At 72.1% G+C, this 17,152-nt stretch carries 13 protein-coding genes; 9 read left to right on the top strand and 4 right to left on the bottom strand.

The features are described from left to right. Window positions 1–148 precede the first annotated feature (148 nt). Window positions 149–1,249: a LacI family DNA-binding transcriptional regulator gene (locus IG84_RS0100710; protein ID WP_031049857.1), complete on the bottom strand. Its 1,101-nt coding sequence runs from the start codon at window positions 1,247–1,249 to the stop codon at window positions 149–151. A 426-nt stretch (window positions 1,250–1,675) separates the two neighbouring features. Here IG84_RS0100710 and hisC point away from each other — a divergent pair, with 426 nt between their 5' ends. Beyond that, a complete protein-coding gene (gene hisC / locus IG84_RS0100705) occupies window positions 1,676–2,755 on the top strand; it encodes a histidinol-phosphate transaminase (RefSeq protein ID WP_031049855.1) in 1,080 nt (359 codons plus the stop codon). Between the two features lie 82 nt (window positions 2,756–2,837). Here the strand turns inward: hisC and IG84_RS0100700 are convergent, their stop codons facing one another. Further along, window positions 2,838–3,206: a cyclophilin-like fold protein gene (locus IG84_RS0100700; RefSeq protein WP_031049853.1), complete on the bottom strand. Its 369-nt coding sequence runs from the start codon at window positions 3,204–3,206 to the stop codon at window positions 2,838–2,840. A gap of 301 nt (window positions 3,207–3,507) precedes the next feature. Here IG84_RS0100700 and IG84_RS0100695 point away from each other — a divergent pair, with 301 nt between their 5' ends. The 5 genes from IG84_RS0100695 (at window position 3,508) to IG84_RS0100675 (ending at window position 12,893) form a co-directional block, all read left to right on the top strand. Beyond that, window positions 3,508–5,016: a cytochrome ubiquinol oxidase subunit I gene (locus IG84_RS0100695; protein ID WP_031049850.1), complete on the top strand. Its 1,509-nt coding sequence runs from the start codon at window positions 3,508–3,510 to the stop codon at window positions 5,014–5,016. Between the two features lie 9 nt (window positions 5,017–5,025). Continuing rightward, window positions 5,026–6,027: a cytochrome d ubiquinol oxidase subunit II gene (cydB, locus tag IG84_RS0100690; protein ID WP_031049848.1), complete on the top strand. Its 1,002-nt coding sequence runs from the start codon at window positions 5,026–5,028 to the stop codon at window positions 6,025–6,027. 28 nt (window positions 6,028–6,055) lie between these two features. Further along, window positions 6,056–9,601: a thiol reductant ABC exporter subunit CydD gene (gene cydD / locus IG84_RS0100685; protein ID WP_031049846.1), complete on the top strand. Its 3,546-nt coding sequence runs from the start codon at window positions 6,056–6,058 to the stop codon at window positions 9,599–9,601. A 163-nt stretch (window positions 9,602–9,764) separates the two neighbouring features. Next, window positions 9,765–11,444 carry a GAF domain-containing sensor histidine kinase gene (locus IG84_RS0100680; RefSeq protein ID WP_031049843.1) on the top strand — a complete coding sequence of 560 codons (1,680 nt, stop codon included), beginning with the start codon at window positions 9,765–9,767 and terminating at the stop codon, window positions 11,442–11,444. A 141-nt stretch (window positions 11,445–11,585) separates the two neighbouring features. Continuing rightward, window positions 11,586–12,893 (top strand): M23 family metallopeptidase, encoded by a 1,308-nt coding sequence (locus IG84_RS0100675; protein ID WP_245659181.1) that lies wholly within the window; start codon window positions 11,586–11,588, stop codon window positions 12,891–12,893. An 80-nt stretch (window positions 12,894–12,973) separates the two neighbouring features. Here IG84_RS0100675 and IG84_RS0100670 read toward each other — a convergent pair whose 3' ends face one another. Continuing rightward, the gene (locus IG84_RS0100670; RefSeq protein WP_051861209.1) at window positions 12,974–13,882 is read right to left on the bottom strand and encodes a Cof-type HAD-IIB family hydrolase; all 909 of its coding nucleotides are present in this window, start codon (window positions 13,880–13,882) and stop codon (window positions 12,974–12,976) included. 79 nt (window positions 13,883–13,961) lie between these two features. Between IG84_RS0100670 and IG84_RS0100665 the strand changes: the two genes are divergently transcribed. The 3 genes from IG84_RS0100665 (at window position 13,962) to pspAB (ending at window position 16,600) form a co-directional block, all read left to right on the top strand. Next, a complete protein-coding gene (locus IG84_RS0100665; protein WP_031049834.1) occupies window positions 13,962–14,867 on the top strand; it encodes an LLM class flavin-dependent oxidoreductase in 906 nt (301 codons plus the stop codon). A gap of 202 nt (window positions 14,868–15,069) precedes the next feature. Then, window positions 15,070–15,969, top strand: a complete 900-nt coding sequence (gene htpX / locus IG84_RS0100660) for a zinc metalloprotease HtpX (protein ID WP_031049830.1) — start codon at window positions 15,070–15,072, stop codon at window positions 15,967–15,969. A 67-nt stretch (window positions 15,970–16,036) separates the two neighbouring features. Continuing rightward, the gene (gene pspAB, locus IG84_RS0100655; RefSeq protein ID WP_031049824.1) at window positions 16,037–16,600 is read left to right on the top strand and encodes a PspA-associated protein PspAB; all 564 of its coding nucleotides are present in this window, start codon (window positions 16,037–16,039) and stop codon (window positions 16,598–16,600) included. Window positions 16,601–16,683: 83 nt separating this feature from the next. Here the strand turns inward: pspAB and IG84_RS0100650 are convergent, their stop codons facing one another. Next, on the bottom strand, window positions 16,684–17,139 hold the full coding sequence (locus IG84_RS0100650) for a hypothetical protein (RefSeq protein ID WP_031049821.1): 456 nt from the start codon (window positions 17,137–17,139) through the stop codon (window positions 16,684–16,686). Between the last annotated feature and the right edge of the window lie 13 nt (window positions 17,140–17,152).

Raw genomic sequence — 17,152 nt, 5'->3', positions numbered from 1 at the left:
TGGTGTCGTGCGCCCATCATAGGAACGCCGCTCGCAGGTTGTGACGCACCCGGGGGTGGTCAATCGTTCGGAGCCCGGCATTCCCTGCTGTTTTCTCCCGGCTTCGCCCTCTATTTCCCTGCGCGGCCGTGGCCGTCCGGCGGAACGCTCAGTCGCCGGACGGTCCGCGTGGTGGGCTGACCGTCGTACGTGGGGACCTCCGTTGAGAGGAGGTGCGCACGATCAGGTCGGTCGGTATTACCTGCTCGACCGGGCGTCCGCTGTCGAGCCCCTCGATGGCGTCGATGAGGAGTTGGACGACGGCGGTGCCGATGCGGCGGGGCTTGAGCGAGAGGGTCGTGATGGGGGGCTCGGTCGTGGCGTAGACCGTGGACTCGCTGCAACACACCAGCAAGAGGTCGTCGGGGACCCGGAGGCCGTACCGGCGGGCGGCGGCGAGCAGATCGGTGCCGTTCGGGTCGAAGAGGCCGTAGACGGCGTCCGGGCGGTCCGGGCGGGCGAGCAGCCGGTCGGCGGCGACGGCGCCCGCGCACGGGTCGTGCGCCGGATAGGACTCGTACACCGGGTCCTGGCCGACCCGCTCGCACCAGCGGAGGTACGCGGTGGTGGACAGGCGGGTGTAGGTGTCGGTGGTGGTGCCCGTGAGGAGGCCGATGCGGCGGGCACCGGCGTCGGCGAGATGCTCCAGAAGCCCCATGACGGCTGCCTCGTGGTCGTTGTCGACCCAGCCGGTGACGGGGAGGGTGCCGCCGGGGCGGCCGTCGGAGACGACGGGGATGCCGTGCCGGACGAGCTCGGTGACGACGGGATCGCCGTCGGCCGGGTCGATGACGACCGTGCCGTCCAGCGCGACGTTGGACCAGACGTCGTGGCGGGAGGTCGCGGGGAGGATGACCAGGGCGTACCCCCTGGCCAGCGCGGCGGAGGTGGCGGCGCGCGCCATCTCCGCGAAGTACGCGAACTCGGTGAAGGTGAAAGGTTCATCCCCGTACGTGGTGACGGTCAGCCCGATCAGGCCGGACTTGCCGGTACGGAGCGTGCGGGCGGCGGCGGAGGGGCGGTAGCCCAACCGGTCGGCGACCTCGCGGACGTGGCGACGGGTGGCGTCCGGAAGCCGGCCCTTGCCGTTGAGCGCGTCGGAGACAGTCGTGATGGAGACACCGGCTGCGGCGGCCACGTCCCGGATGCCTGCCCGCCCCAACCGGCGTCCGGTCGACCGGCTCACCTGGTGCTTCCCTGCTGCTGTCATGGCGAGCCGATAGTAGGGCTCGGAGGGGGCCATCGCGGGGCTCCCTTGTGCGCAGGCGAAAGGCACGTTTCTGCATGCCGAAAGGCCGTCAAACCCCTTGGAAAGCAAGGGCGTTGGTGGTCAGGACGTGATTCTGCCCGGTGATCGTCGGGCTTGACCTGCAGATTGCGTCAGGTATCGAAGAGGTCTCAAGTCACCTTCACGGGTGATGCGCGCCACGGCGCGAGCCACCGGCGCGTGACACAGGGGGAGGCGCTCCGCAAAGCCCCTGCGCCCTGAGCTGGGGCATGGCGCCGGTATATGACATGCGCATGCCCGTACCGGTTCCGAGGGGGTCCGGGGGACGGAGGACCCTACGCCGCACGGCTCAATCCTCATAAGGTGTGCAGTATTGGTGACGAGCGGGACGGTCGAGGAGGACCTGCGGTGAGCGAGAAGACCCCGAAGCTGCGTGCGGCGCTGGACGGCGTCCCCACCTACAAGCCCGGGAAGCCGGCCGCCGCGGGCGGCCCGGTGGCGTACAAGCTGTCCTCCAACGAGAACCCCTACCCGCCGCTGCCCGGCGTGCTGGAGACCGCGGTGGCCGCCGCCGGCGCCTTCAACCGGTACCCGGACATGGCCTGCACCGGGCTGATGGCGGAGCTGTCGGAGCGGTTCGGCGTGCCGGCGGAGCACCTGGCGACCGGCACCGGCTCGGTGGGCGTGGCCCAGCAGCTCATCCAGGCGACGGCCGGGCCGGGCGACGAGGTGATCTACGCCTGGCGCTCCTTCGAGGCGTACCCGATCATCACCCAGGTCTCCGGCGCCACGTCCGTGCAGGTCCCGCTGGACGACAACGAGGTGCACGACCTGGACGCGATGCTCGCGGCCGTCACCGAGCGGACCCGGCTGATCTTCGTGTGCAACCCGAACAACCCCACCGGAACCGTGGTGCGCCGCGCCGAGCTGGAGCGTTTCCTGGACGCGGTGCCCTCGGACGTACTGATCGTGCTGGACGAGGCGTACCGCGAGTTCATCCGCGACGCCGACGTACCGGACGGCATCGAGCTCTACCGCGACCGCCCGAACGTCTGCGTGCTGCGCACCTTCTCCAAGGCGTACGGCCTCGCCGGGCTGCGGGTGGGCTTCGCGGTGGCGCACGAGCCGGTCGCGGCGGCGCTGCGCAAGACGGCGGTGCCCTTCGGCGTGAGCCAGCTCGCGCAGGACGCGGCGGTCGCGTCGCTGCGCAGCGAGGACGCGCTGCTGGAGCGGGTGGACGCGCTGGTGGCCGAGCGGACCCGGGTGGCCAAGACGCTGACCGATCAGGGCTGGACCGTGCCGGAGTCGCAGGCCAACTTCGTGTGGCTGCGGCTGGGGGAGCGCACCGTGGACTTCGCGCGGGCGTGCGAACAGGCGGGCGCCGTGGTGCGGCCGTTCCCCGGCGAGGGCGTGCGGGTCTCGATCGGCGAGACCGCGGGCAACGACATCTTCCTGCAGACGGCGGAGGCGTTCCGCAAGGAGCTGTGACCGGCAGGCGTAGTGCGGCGGGGGGGCCGCGGTCCTTGTGGGCCGCGGCCACCCCCTTTTCCTGCGCGGATCTCCGGAGGCGTCAGGCGCGTTCCACCCGGATGGGATCGCCGTCGTGGACGGTGGCGAGGCGGCGCGGGTCGCCGTCGACGCGGCCGAGGATGTTGCAGGGAGAGGCGAGCCGGGACTCGTCCCCGCGGGAGATGGGCGTCGGGCCGTACGGCAGAGCCAGCGCGTCGCCGTCGGTCCAGAAGGCGACCGTGCCCGGCTCGACGACCTGCTGGGCGCCGGCCTCCAGCGCGGGGGAGACCGGGGTGGCGAAGTAGACCTCCTCGCCCCAGGTGCGGGCGGTGGAGGCGAGCGGGAGCGCGGCTTCCAGGGCGGTGGTGGTCGCCGTGTCCTCCAGGGTGGCGGTCAGGTGACCTGCGGGCCATGAGATGCGTATCTGCATGACGCCAAATTCAACAATATGTTGAAGGTCGGGGGAAGGGGAGCCGACGGAAAACGGCGTGTACACGTTCACTAACGGCCTGGTCGGCGGCCGTTTCGTAGGCCCTGTCGGGGTTTTCCGCGCCACGGAATACCGCGTGACCACGGTCACGTACCCCCCGATCCGCTGGGCTGAACGCCATGGGAGATAATTGCTTGTGAATGTGAACGCGTTCACAAGCACCTCCGCTTTTGTCCTCATTTATGTAGGACAAAAGGTGCGGGAGGTGTGGCGAGAACGGCGACCGTAAGGAGACATCGACGTGGAACTGGCGTTGGCGCCAGAGACCCTGGCGCGATGGCAATTCGGCATCACGACCGTCTATCACTTCCTCTTCGTGCCCCTGACGATCTCTCTCGCCGCCCTGGTGGCCGGACTGGAGACGGCGTGGGTCCGCACGGGCAAGGAGCGGTACCTCAAGGCGACGAAGTTCTGGGGCAAGCTCTTTCTGATCAACATCGCGATGGGTGTCGTCACCGGCATCGTCCAGGAGTTCCAGTTCGGCATGAACTGGTCCGACTACTCGCGGTTCGTCGGTGACGTCTTCGGCGCCCCGCTCGCGTTCGAAGCCCTCATCGCGTTCTTCTTCGAGTCCACCTTCATCGGGCTGTGGATCTTCGGCTGGGACAAGCTGCCCAAGAAGATCCACTGCTTCTGCCTGTGGATGGTCTCGATCGGCACGATCCTGTCGGCGTACTTCATCCTCGCGGCCAACTCCTGGATGCAGCACCCCACCGGCTACAAGCTCAACAAGGCCACCGGGCGCGCGGAGCTGACCGACTTCTGGAAGGTGCTGACGCAGGACACCACCCTGGTCGTCGTCTTCCACACCCTCACGGCGGCCTTCCTCGCGGGCGGCGCCTTCATGGTCGGCATCGCCGCGTACCACCTGCTGCGCAAGAAGCACGTCAAGGTCATGCGGACCTCGCTCCGTCTCGGCCTGGTGACGCTGGTCGTGGCCGGTCTGATGACCGCCGTCAGCGGCGACCTGCTGGGCAAGGTCATGTTCAAGCAGCAGCCGATGAAGATGGCCTCGGCCGAGGCGCTGTGGGACGGGCAGGCACCCGCGCCCTTCTCGGTCTTCGCCTACGGGGACGTGTCCAAGGGCCACAACACCGTCGAGGTGGAGATACCCGGCCTGCTCTCGTTCCTCTCCCACGACGACTTCTCCTCGTACGTGCCCGGCATCAACGACGTGAACAAGGCCGAGCAGCAGAAGTTCGGGCCCGGTGACTACCGGCCCAACATCCCGGTCGCCTACTGGGGCTTCCGCTGGATGATCGGCTTCGGCATGGCCTCCTTCGCCCTCGGCGTGGCCGGTCTCTGGCTCACCCGCAAGAAGTTCTGGCTCTCGCAACGGTTGCGGACGGGGGACGACGAGATACCGCATCTCGCGCTCACCAAGGACAAGGCGCTCGGCGACGGGCTCTCCAAGTGGGCCTGGCGGCTCGCCGTGATCACCCTCGGCTTTCCGCTGATCGCGAGCTCCTGGGGCTGGATCTTCACCGAGATGGGCCGCCAGCCCTGGGTCGTCTACGGCGTGCTGCGCACCTCCGACGCGGTCTCCCCCGGCGTCTCGCAGGGCGAGGTGATCACCTCGATGGCCGTCTTCACCGCGCTGTACGCGATCCTCGCCGTGGTCGAGGTCAAGCTGCTCGTCAAGTACGTCAAGGCCGGACCGCAGGAGCTGTCGGAGTCCGACCTCAACCCGCCCACCAGGATCGGCGGCGACGACAACGACGCCGACCGGCCGATGGCCTTCTCGTACTAGGGGGCAGCTGTGCACCTTCACGACGTCTGGTTCGTCCTCATCGCCTTCCTGTGGGTCGGGTACTTCTTCCTCGAAGGATTCGACTTCGGGATCGGCGTCCTCACCAAGCTGCTCGCCCGTGACCGGAGCGAGCGGCGGGTCCTCATCAACACCATCGGCCCGGTCTGGGACGGCAACGAGGTCTGGCTGATCTCCGCGGCCGGCGCGACCTTCGCGGCCTTCCCCGAGTGGTACGCCACGCTCTTCTCGGGCTTCTACCTGCCGATGCTGCTGATCCTGCTCTGCCTCATCGTGCGCGGCGTGGCCTTCGAGTACCGCCACAAGCGGGACGAGGAGCGCTGGCAGCAGAACTGGGAGAACGCGATCTTCTGGACCTCGCTGCTCCCCCCGGTGCTGTGGGGCGTGGTCTTCGGCAACATCGTGGGGGGCGTGAAGATCGATGCCGACAAGAACTACGCCGGGTCCCTGCTCGACCTGCTGAACCCGTACGCGATCCTCGGCGGTCTGGCCATGCTGGCGCTGTTCACCTTCCACGGCGCGGTCTTCGCCTCGCTGAAGACGGTGGGCTCCATTCGGGAGCGGGCGCGCGTGACGGCCTCGTTCCTCGGCATGATCACCATGGGGCTGGGGCTCGTCTTCATGGTCTGGACGCAGATCGACAACGGTGACGGCAAGAGCCTGGTCGCGCTGGTCGTGGCGGCGGTCGCGCTGCTCGCCGCGCTGGTGGCGAACATGTTCGGACGGGAGGGCTGGTCCTTCGCCTTCTCCGGCGTCGCCATCGCGGCCCTGGTCGCGATGCTGTTCCTGACGCTCTTCCCGAACGTCATGCCGTCCTCGCTGAACGAGAGCTGGAACCTCACGGTCAGCAACTCCTCGTCCACCCCGTACACCCTGAAGATCATGACCTGGTGCGCAGCCATCGCGGCCCCGCTCGTGATGCTCTACCAGGGCTGGACGTACTGGGTGTTCCGCAAGCGCATCGGCACGCAGCACATCGCCGACGCGCACTGATCCCCTTCCGTTACGCACGCCAGGACGGATGTTTCACGTGAAACCGATCGACCCGCGCCTGCTTCGGTATGCCCGTGCCACCCGCTTCTTCCTCGTCGCGGTGGTGATGCTCGGCCTTGCCGGAGCGGGCCTGGTCATCGGCCAGGCGATGCTCATCGCCGAGGTCGTCGTCGGTGCGTTCCAACGCGACCTCGACCTCGGCGGCCTGAGCACGCCGCTCCTGCTGCTCGCGCTGGTCTCGGTCGGCCGGGGGCTCGTCTCCTGGCTGACCGAACTGGCCGCGCACCGGGCGAGCGCGGCGGTGAAGTCCGAGCTGCGGACGCGGCTGCTGGAGAAGGCGACCGGACTCGGCCCGTCCTGGCTCGGCACTCAGCGGACCGGCGAGCTCACCACGCTCGCCACCCGCGGCATCGACGCGCTCGACGACTACTTCGCGCGCTACCTGCCGCAGCTCGGTCTCGCGGTCGTTGTGCCCGTCGCCGTGCTCGTACGGATCGTGACCGGCGACTGGATCTCCGCGGCGACCATCGTCGTCACGCTGCCGCTCATCCCGCTGTTCATGATCCTCATCGGCTGGGCGACCCAGTCGCGGATGGACCGGCAGTGGAAGCTGCTGAGCCGGCTGTCCGGCCACTTCCTCGACGTCGTCGCGGGACTGCCCACGCTGAAGGTCTTCGGCCGGGCCAAGGCCCAGGCGGACGCGATCCGCACCATAACCGGCGAATACCGCCAGGCCACGCTCCGCACGCTGCGCATCGCCTTCCTGTCCTCCTTCGCCCTGGAACTGCTCTCGACGATCTCGGTCGCGCTGGTCGCGGTCGGCGTCGGCATGCGGCTCGTGAAGGGCGACCTCGACCTGTCCACCGGGCTGATGGTGCTGATCCTGGCGCCCGAGGCGTATCTGCCGCTGCGGCAGGTGGGCGCGCAGTACCACGCGGCGGCCGAGGGGCTGGCGGCCGCCGAGGAGATCTTCGCGGTACTGGAGGCCGAGGCGGGGGCCGGGCACGGCGGCACGCGCGAGGCCCCGGCGGGCACTGGGATCGTCGTGGACGGCCTGGTCGTACGCCACCCCGGGCGCCCCGAACCCTCGCTCCCGCAGACCTCGTTCGAGGTCGCGGCCGGGGAGACCGTCGCGCTGACGGGGCCGTCCGGCGCGGGCAAGACCACGCTGCTGAACGTCCTGCTCGGCTTTGCGAAGCCGGCCGCCGGCCGGGTGCTGATCGACGGCGTGGACCTCGCCACGCTCTCTCCCGACGACTGGCGCGGCCGTATCGCCTGGGTGCCCCAGCACCCGTACCTGTTCGCCGGCACCGTCGCCGAGAACGTGCGGCTGGCCCGGCCGGACGCCGACGACGCGGCGGTGCGGGCCGCGCTGCGCGACGCCGGCGCGCTCGGTTTCGTCGACGCGCTCCCCGACGGCCCCGACACCCGGCTGGGCGAGTCCGGCGCCGGCCTCTCCGCCGGACAGCGCCAACGGCTCGCGCTCGCCCGCGCGTTCCTCGCCGACCGCCCGGTACTGCTGCTCGACGAGCCCACCGCGAACCTCGACGGCGCGACGGAGGAGTCCGTCGTGGAGGCCGTACGCCGACTGTCCGAGGGCCGCACGGTCCTACTGGTGGCCCACCGACCGGCGCTGTTGCAGGCGGCGGACCGAGTGGTTCACCTCTCCGGACCCCACAACGCACCTGCACCCGCCGTGACATCGGGAGGGGCCGGGGGCGAGAGGGCGGTCGTCGGGCGTAAAGCGCAGCAGTCCGACGATCACCCCCGGAGCCCCGATACCGACACCGACCACGACGCTTCGGTACGGACGCCCGCCCGTCCCCTGGCCCGCCTGCGGGGCCTGGCCGGCCCCCACCGCTCCCGCTTCGCCCTGGCGCTGCTGCTGGGCAGCCTCGCGCTGGGCAGCGCCGTAGGGCTGATGGCCACCTCCGGCTGGCTGATCTCGCGCGCCTCGCAGCAGCCGCCCGTGCTGTACCTGATGGTCGCGGTCACCGCGACCCGCGCGTTCGGCATCGGCCGGGCCGTCTTCCGGTACGCCGAGCGGCTGGTCGCGCACGACGCGGTGTTCCGGATGCTGGCGGACGTCCGTGTGGCGGTCTACCGGCGACTGGAGCAGCTCGCGCCCGCCGGGCTGCGCGACCGCAGCCGCGGCGACCTGCTGTCCCGGCTGGTCGCGGACGTCGACGCCGGACAGGACTACTTCCTGCGCTGGCTGCTGCCCGCGGGCGCGGCCGTCGTGGTCGGCGCGGGCTCGGCCGGGTTCACCGCCTGGCTGCTGCCGGAGGCCGGCGCGGTGCTCGCCGCCGGGCTGCTGCTGGCGGGCGTCGTCGTACCGCTGGTGTCCGGCGCGCTGGCGCGGCGGGCCGAGCGGCGGCTGGCCCCGGCCCGCGGCGTGCTCTCCGCGCGCGTCGTCGACCTCCTGACCGGTACGGCCGAACTCACGGTCGCGGGCGCGCTGCGGGAGCGGCTGGCCGGCACCCGGCGCGCGGACCGCGAGCTGACGGCCGTGGCATCCCGGTCCGCCGCGGCGGCCGGTGCCGGCGCCGGACTGATCGGGCTGCTGACCGGGCTGACCGTCGCGGCCGCCGCGGTCGTCGGCGTACAGGCCGTGCACGACGGGCGGTTGAGCGGGGTGAGCCTGGCGGTGGTCGTGCTGACGCCGCTGGCCGCGTTCGAGGCGGTCGCCGGGCTGCCGCTGGCCGTGCAGTACCGGCAGCGCACCCGCCGCGCCGCCGAGCGGGTCTTCGAGGTACTGGACGCTCCGTCGCCGGTCAGGGAGCCGGCCGAGCCGGTGGCGGTACCGGAGTCGCCGTTCCCGGTGGTGGTGAGCGGGCTGACGGCCCGGCACCCCGGGCAGTCGCGGTCGGCGCTCGACGGGGTGGGCTTCACGCTCGCGCCCGGCCGCCGGATCGCGGTCGTCGGCCCGTCGGGCTCGGGCAAGACCACGCTCGCGCAGGTGCTGCTGCGCTTCCTGGACCGCGAAGCCGGTTCGTACATCCTGGGTGGGGTGGACGCGCAGCAGGCGGACGGCGACGCGGTACGGCGGCTGGTCGGCCTGTGCGCGCAGGACGCCCACCTCTTCGACAGCTCGGTGCGGGAGAACCTCCGGCTGGCCCGTCCTTCCGCCGAGGAGAACGAGCTGTGGCAGGCGCTGGAGCGGGCCCGGCTCGCGGACTGGGTGCGCGGGCTGCCGGACGGGCTGGACACGCTGGTCGGCGAGCACGGCGCGCGGCTGTCCGGCGGGCAGCGGCAGCGGCTCGCGCTGGCCCGCGCGCTGCTCGCGGACTTCCCCGTGCTGGTGCTGGACGAGCCGGCCGAGCACCTGGACCTGGCCACCGCCGACGCGCTGACCGCCGACCTGCTGGAGGCGACCAGCGGCCGGACGACGGTCCTGATCACGCACCGGCTGGCCGGTCTGGAGGCGGTCGACGAGATCCTCGTACTGGATCGCGGGCGTGTGGTGCAGCGCGGCCCGTACGAGGAGCTGGCCGCGGCCGACGGCCCGTTCCGCCGGATGCGGGACCGCGAGCGGGCGACGGACGCGCGGTACGTCGCGGCGGCCCGCCCGTAGCGGCGCGCCCCTGGCGCCACGCGGGCGCACGCGAGTCTCGCAACGACCACGACTTTCCTCGACAAAAGGGACTTACTAGGCTCGTGGCATGGCAGCCACGGCAGGACCAGCGAGCGGGCCCGGACCGGCAGAGGACCCGGCGCAGGAATCCGATGCCGGCACCATGGACGCCGCCACGGAGGCGACGCGAAGCCTCCAGGGGCTGGCCCCGCAGATCACCGCCCGGCTGCCGCGCCTCCTCGAGGCGATGCGGACCGTCGGCGCCGGCCTGGACCTGCACATCACGCTGGACCGCATCGTGGAGACCGCGGCCGAGCTGGCCGGCGCCCGGTACGCGGCCATCGGCATCGTCGACGAGGCGCGCGAGGGCCTGTCGGACTTCGTGACGTACGGCGTGGCGGGGGAGGACCACCGGCGCATCGGCGCGCTGCCCGACGGCCACAAGGGCCTGCTCGGCGCGCTCATCCACGACCCCCGGCCGGTGCGCCTGACCGACCTCACGCAGGACCCGCGCGCGGCCGGTTTCCCGCCCGGGCACCCGCCGATGCGCACGTTCCTCGGGGTGCCGATCCGCGTGCAGGGCGAGATCTTCGGCAACCTCTATCTGACGGAAAAGCGCGGCGGCGGCGAGTTCAGCGAGGGCGACCTGCAGATGGTGCGGGTGCTCGCGACCGAGGCGGGCCTGGCGATCGGCAACGCCCGGATGTACGCGGCGACCCGGCAGCGCGAGCGCTGGATCGACGGCGCGGCCGCCGTCACCACCGCGCTCCTCGCGGGCAGCGACGTGGACGAGTCGCTGGCCGTCGTCGCCGAACAGGCCCGGCGGCTGGCGGACTCGGCGGCCGGGATCGTGCTGCTGCCCGTGGCGGACGGCGGGCTGGAGATCGTGGCCGCGGCGGCGGACGACCCGGTGCGGCTCACGGGGACGCACATCCCGCCCGACAGTCCCGTGACCGCCACCCTCCTCGCCGGCGAACCGGTGTTCGTCGAGGACTCGGCGGCCGATCCGCGCATGGTCACCGAGGTCGCGCCGTACTTCGGGCCCAGCATGCTGCTGCCCCTGAAGAGCGGCGGCCGTGTGCTGGGCACCCTCGCCACGCCGCGGGCCCGTGGCGCGCGGCAGTTCACCGCCGCGGAGCGCACGCTGGCCACCCAGTTCGCCCAGCAGGCCGCGCTGGCGCTGGTCCTGGCGGACGCGCGGCGCGACCGCGAGCGGCTGGCCGTCTACGAGGACCGCGACCGGATCGCCCGGGACCTGCACGACCTGGTCATCCAGCGGCTGTTCGCGACCGGGATGATGCTGGAGGGCGCCGCGCGCAAGGCCGTGGTGCCCGAGGTGCGGGACGGCGTCGGCAAGGCCGTCGACGAACTGGACGTGACGATCCAGGAGATCCGTACGGCGATCTTCGCCCTGCAGCAGGGACCCGCCGAGGCGCCCGCGGGACTGCGCACACGGGTGCTGCGCGAGATCGGCACGGCGGCGGTGCCGCTGGGCTTCCAGCCGTCGGTGAACTTCGCCGGCCCGGTGGACGCCAGGGTCGGCGAGTCGGCCGGCAAGAACCTGATCGCCGCGCTCCGTGAGGCGCTGTCCAACGCCTTCCGGCACGCCCATGCCTCCCGCATCGAGATCGTCGTGGACGCCACGGCCACGCTGCCGGACGGGCGGGACGCGGTACGGCTGACGGTCGCCGACGACGGCGTGGGCATCCCCGAGGGCGGCCGGCGCAGCGGCCTGAAGAACCTCGCCCGCAGGGCGGAGGCGCTGGGCGGATGCAGTACGTACGGGCCGGGGCTCGGCGAGGAGGGCGCGGGCACGACGGTCACGTGGGAGGCGCCGCTGTAACGGGCGGCGGCGCCGCCCCAGGTGGTGCGTACGGCAGGCTCCCCCAGGTGGCCGGACGTCTGTGCTCCGTTCGGTGGCTTACGCGCGGGAGCGGGAACCACGCTCCCGCGCCCCGCGTCCTGATCGCGCCACTATCTGCCCATGCATCCAGGTCTGTCGTGCCGTCCGGAGGCACGCGCGCCGCACCGGGGCCGCGCCGGCCGGCCGCGCGCCCGCCGACGCGGTGCCGTCGTAAGCGCGTTCACGATCGTGCTGGGCGGGCTGCTGCCCGGCGGACTGCTCACGGACGGCGCGCCCGTGGGCCCGGCCGTGGCGGCCACCGCGTACGAGAGCGCGGCGCTGCCGGCACACGTGGTGCGCCACGAGGACGCGGCACGACGCGGTACCGAGGTACGGCGCGCGGGCGGCGCGCGGTACGAGAGCGGCGGGTCCGGCCGTACCGCGGCGCGCGACCGTATCGCCGCGCGCGGACGGGCCGGCCGGCTGGTCCGGGCGCGCCTGGAGGTGCAGCGGCTCGACGCGGCCGCGAGCCGGGCCGGCCGGTCGTACAAGGAAGGCATGCGTGCCGCCAGGGCGGAGCGGGCCCGCGCCGGGCGGCTGACCGAGCGGCTGCGCCGGGAACGCCGTACCGCGGCGGCGCTGCGCCGCACCGCCGGGCGGATCGCGGCCGAGCAGTACCGCACCGGCAGCGGGCTGTCCTATGCCGTGCGCGTGCTGGCCGCGGCGTCCCCGGCGGACCTGCTGCGCGGCCACCGGCTGGCCGAGCGGCGGGAGCGCGCCGTGGCGGCCAGGGCGCGCACGGCGCTGCGCGCGAGCCGGGAGCTGGCGGCGGGGAGCGCGGCGGCGGCCGGCCGTACGCAGGCCCTCGAGGCCCGGCAGCAGCGGCTGGCCGGCGAGCGGGCGCGCATCGGGCGCAGCCTGGACCGGGCGCGCGGGCGGCTGTGGCGGTTGGTGACCGGCGCTGCCGGGTCCGGCGGCTGCGCCGGACCGCCGGACCGGGTGGCCTCGGCCGCCGGGTTCCTCGCGCCCGCTGCCGTGCCCGCGCGGGGGTGGACCCGGCCGGTGACGGGATACACGCTGTCGGCCTCGTACGGCGGCGCCGGTGCGCACTGGGCGAACCGCCACACGGGGCAGGACTTCGCGGTGCCGGTCGGCACGCCCGTGCGGTCGGTGGGCCGCGGCCGGGTGTCGGCGGTGGAGTGCGGGGGTCCCTTCGGGATCAGCGTGGTGGTGCGGCACGGCAGGCGCACGTACACGCAGTACGCGCACCTCTCGGCGGTACTGGTGCGCCCGGGGCAGCGGGTGCGCGCCGGGCAGCCGATCGCGCTGTCCGGGAACACCGGGAACTCCACCGGGCCGCATCTGCACTTCGAGGTGCGGCGCGGCCCCGGTGCCGACACGGCGGTCGAGCCGCTCCACTGGCTGCGGGGTCGCGGCGTACGAGTGTGACGCGCCGACCGGTCGGCGGTACGGGTGTGAGGCGCTGCAGGGTCGGCAGTACGGCTGTGCGACCGTGCAGCGCCGCCGGGTCAGCCGCTGGATCGTTCCTTCAGCAACTTGTCGATCAAACGTTCGATGACGAGAGCGACGCCGTCCTCGTTGTTGCCCGCCGTGCGGTGGGTGGTCGCGGCCAGTACGTCCGGGTGCGCGTTGGCCATGGCGTAGGACGTACCGGCCCAGGTCAGCATCTCGAGGTCGTTCGGCATGTCGCCGAACGCGACCACTTCGTGCGGGGCGATGCCGCGTTCGGCGCAGCAGCGGGCGAGCGTGCCGGCCTTGCTGACGCCCGCGCTGCTGATCTCCAGCAGCGCTGTGGGACTGGACCGGGTGAACGACGCGAGGTGTCCGGCGGCCTCGCGGGCCAGCGTGAGGAACGCGTCCGGGTGCAGCTCGGAGTGGTGGGCGAGAAGCTTCAGCACGGGTTCGTCGGCCTTCTCGGACTCCTCGCCGAGCAGCTTCTCGACGGGCGCGATCAGCGCGGCCGGATCGAGGTGGAACGGCGGGTACTGCGGCTCGTAGTGGATGCCGCCGGTGCGCTCGACGGCGAACGACGTACCCGGCGCCGCGGCGCGCAGCGCCTCCACGACGCCGAGCGCCGCGCTCCGCTCCAGCGCGCGGACCTCGACGATGCGGCGACCTCGGTGCAGATCGACGACGGCGGCGCCGTTGGCGCAGATCGCCAGGCCGTGTCCGTGCACATGGTCGCTGACGACGTCCATCCAGCGGGCCGGCCGGCCGGTGACGAAGAAGACCTCGATGCCGGCCTCCTCGGCGGCGGCGAGCGCGGCGATCGTACGGTCCGAGACGGTCTTGTCGTCGTGCAGCAGGGTGCCGTCGAGGTCCGTGGCGATCAGCCGGGTGCGGCGGCCGGGCAGCGGTGGCTCGGCGGCGGGATCGTCTGTCACAGGGCCATCAGTCACCAGGCCATCTTCCCGCATATGCGCGCACAGACGTGCGTTGGGTTGCGCGCATGAGCTTTACGCGCTTCCGGTCCATGTCCACCGTAGGCTCGGTGACATGCGACTGAGCACCGTGATTCTGCCCGTCCGCCGCTGGTCCGAAGGCGGGCGGGAGGTGTGGCAGCGCGCCGAGGAGCTGGGCTTCCACGCCGCGTACACCTACGACCACCTCTCCTGGCGGGTGCCCTTCCGGGACGGGCCGTGGTTCGGTGCGGTGCCCACCCTGACCGCGGCCGCCGCCGCGACCTCCCGCATGCGGCTGGGCACCCTCGTGACCTCCCCCAACTTCCGGCACCCGGTCACCCTTGCCAAGGAGCTGATCTCGCTGGACGACATCAGCGACGGCCGGATCACGCTCGGCATCGGCGCGGGCGGCAACGGCTTCGACGCGTACGCCCTGCTCGGCGAGGGCGAGGAGCCCTGGACGCCGCGTGAACGCGCCGATCACTTCGCCGAGTTCGTCGCCCTGCTGGACCGCCTGCTCACCGAGGACGCGGTCACGTACGAGGGCGAGCACTACAAGGCGCACGAGGTACGCAACGTCCCCGGGTGCGTGCAGCGGCCGCGGCTGCCGTTCGCGGTGGCGGCCACCGGTCCGCGTGGGCTGCGGCTGGCGGCGCGGTACGGGCAGGCGTGGGTCACCACGGGCGACCCGAAGGTGTCCGCGGCCGGGACGCCCGAGCAGTCGCACGCCGCGATCGCCGGGCAGATCGAGAAGCTGGGCACGGCGTGCGAGGCCGTCGGCCGGGACGCCGGGAAGCTGCCGAAGACCCTGCTGACCGGCTTCACGCCGGACCGGCCGCTGGACTCCGTCGACGCGTTCGTGGACTTCGCCGGGCGCCATGGCGAGCTGGGCATCGACGAGATCGTCCTGCACTGGCCGATCGACGACACGATCTTCGCGGCGGACCTGTCGGTGTTCGAGCGGATCGCGGCGGAGGCCCCGGCACAGCTCGCGACGTAGGGGCACCGGCGGGCGAAAGCCCGCTGAGGGCGGCGAAAGGGCCGCTGGTGGCGGTGCAGGGGCCGGGAAGCGCCCGGTGCCAGGGAAATGATCACGGCCCTTTGCCCCGCCAAGAGGAACCAAAGCGGAATCAAGAGGGAGAATCGGGGCAGAGGCGTCGTCATAGCGGGTGGACGGCTGGACCGTCCGGCTGGAGGACCTCATGGCAGAGACCCGATTCGCCCCGGACCGCGGACTGACCTCGCGCATGGTCATGACGATGTTCTTCATCGGCCTGCTGTACGTCGTGGTCGTCGGCGTGCTGGTGGTGCTGCTCAAGGGCGCATGGGTGTTCGTGCTGGTGATCTCGGGCGCGCTGTTCATCGGGCAGTTCTGGTTCAGCGACCGGATCGCTGCGTTCGCCATGGGCGCGCGCGAGGTCACCCCCGAGCAGGCACCCGAGCTGCACGGTGCCGTGGACCGGCTGTGCGCGCTCGCGGACATGCCCAAGCCGAAGGTCTGCATCGCCGACAGCGATGTACCGAACGCCTTCGCCACCGGGCGCAACCAGAAGAACTCCCTGGTCTGTGCCACCACCGGGCTGCTGCGGCGGCTGGAGCCCGAGGAGCTGGAGGGGGTCCTCGCGCACGAGCTGTCGCACGTCGCCCACCGCGACGTGGCGGTGATGACCATCGCCTCGTTCCTGGGCGTACTGGCCGGGATCATCACCCGGGCGGCGCTCTGGAGCGGCGTGGGGCGCAGCAACCGGGACAACAACGCCGCCCTCGCCATCCTGATCGTCACAGCCGTCAGTGCGGTGGTCTATGTCATCAGCTTCCTGCTCACCCGGCTGCTGTCCCGCTACCGCGAGCTGTCGGCCGACCGGGCCGCCGCCCTGCTCACCGGGCGGCCGTCCGCGCTGGCCGCCGCGCTCACCAAGGTCACCGGCCAGATGGCGCGGATTCCGACCCGCGACCTGCGCAAGGCCGAGCCGTTCAACGCGTTCTACTTCGCCCCGGCGTTCTCCAAGGCGAACGCCGTCCAGTTGCTGTCCTCCCACCCGACGCTGGAACAGCGCCTGGACCAGCTCGGCCGCATCTCCGCCCAGCTCGGCCGCCCGTGAACGCCGTGAGCAGTCCCTGGCGCGCTTCCTCTCCCCTTCCCGCCCCTCTGCCCCTGGGAGCCATTCGATGGGTTTTCTGGACGTGATCCTCGGCCGCAGCAAGGCGGTGCGCCCCGACCTGGACCAGCTCTTCGCGCTGCCGTCCGCCGCGATCACCCTGCAGGCCGCGACCGGATTCACGCCGACCGGCCGGGGGTCGGTCTGCTTCGCCAGCGTCGAGGGCGGGGCGTTCGCCCGCATCCGGGCCGATGTACGGGAGCTGCTCGGCCCGCCGGTGGAATTCAGCCAGGACCAGTACGGCTACACCTGGATGCTCGCCCGGCACGCCGCGGACGACACCGCGGGCCTGGTCAACGACCTGCACGCGGTCAACACCTCGCTCCAGGACGCCGGCTTCGGACCGCAGCTGCTCTGCTCGCTGATCGGCTTCCGCGACGAGCGGGACCGCTCGCTGGCCCTGGTATACCTCTACAAGCGCGGCACGTTCTATCCCTTCGCCCCGCTCTCCGGCTCCGGCGAGAAGCGCGACAACCCGCTCGAACTCCAAGTACGGTCCCTGCTCGGAGAGGACCTGACCGTGGAGAAGGACCTGAGCCGCTGGTTCCCGGTGTGGGGAGCACCGGGGCTGTAGCGGAGATCTACGAGATCTACGGAGGTACCTCCGAACGCGGGTGTTTCACGTGAAACGGACGGGCCCTCCCATGCGGAGCGCCCTCACCGCACGCGGGAGCTGAGCCACGGCGTCAGGCCGGGCCCGATGACCAGTTCCTTGTACGTCTCGTCGCCGGGCAGCGGTACCACCAGCCACCAACCGGGCGGAAGAAAACGGCCCTTGACGTGGGCGAGGTCGCCCAACACGGCGCGCAGAAAGGCCGGGACGGCGTCGCGGGGCAGGTCCTGGAAGGGGATGTCCTCCACGGTCACGGTGGCGTCGCCCTCCGAGAACACCTCGACCGCGATGCGCGGTGCCCCGCCGGACAGTTCGACATACGCCTCGTGCGGCAGCGAGCCGTCCGGGTCGGCGACGGCGAACGCTCCGGCGGACAGCCGGCGGCCCGAGCGGTCCGCACCGATGTCGTGGGTCACCTCGATGTCGCGGCCGTACGCGCGGGCGGCCTCGCGAATGGCGCCGACAACGGCTTCGGTACTGGGCAGACGAGGGTGGTCCATGGCGCCGATGATC

The sequence above is a fragment of the Streptomyces ochraceiscleroticus genome (assembly GCF_000720485.1).
Taxonomy (GTDB): domain Bacteria; phylum Actinomycetota; class Actinomycetes; order Streptomycetales; family Streptomycetaceae; genus Streptomyces; species Streptomyces ochraceiscleroticus.
The sequence above is the reverse complement of the archived record's forward strand: the minus strand, read 5'-3'. Positions and strand labels throughout refer to the sequence as shown.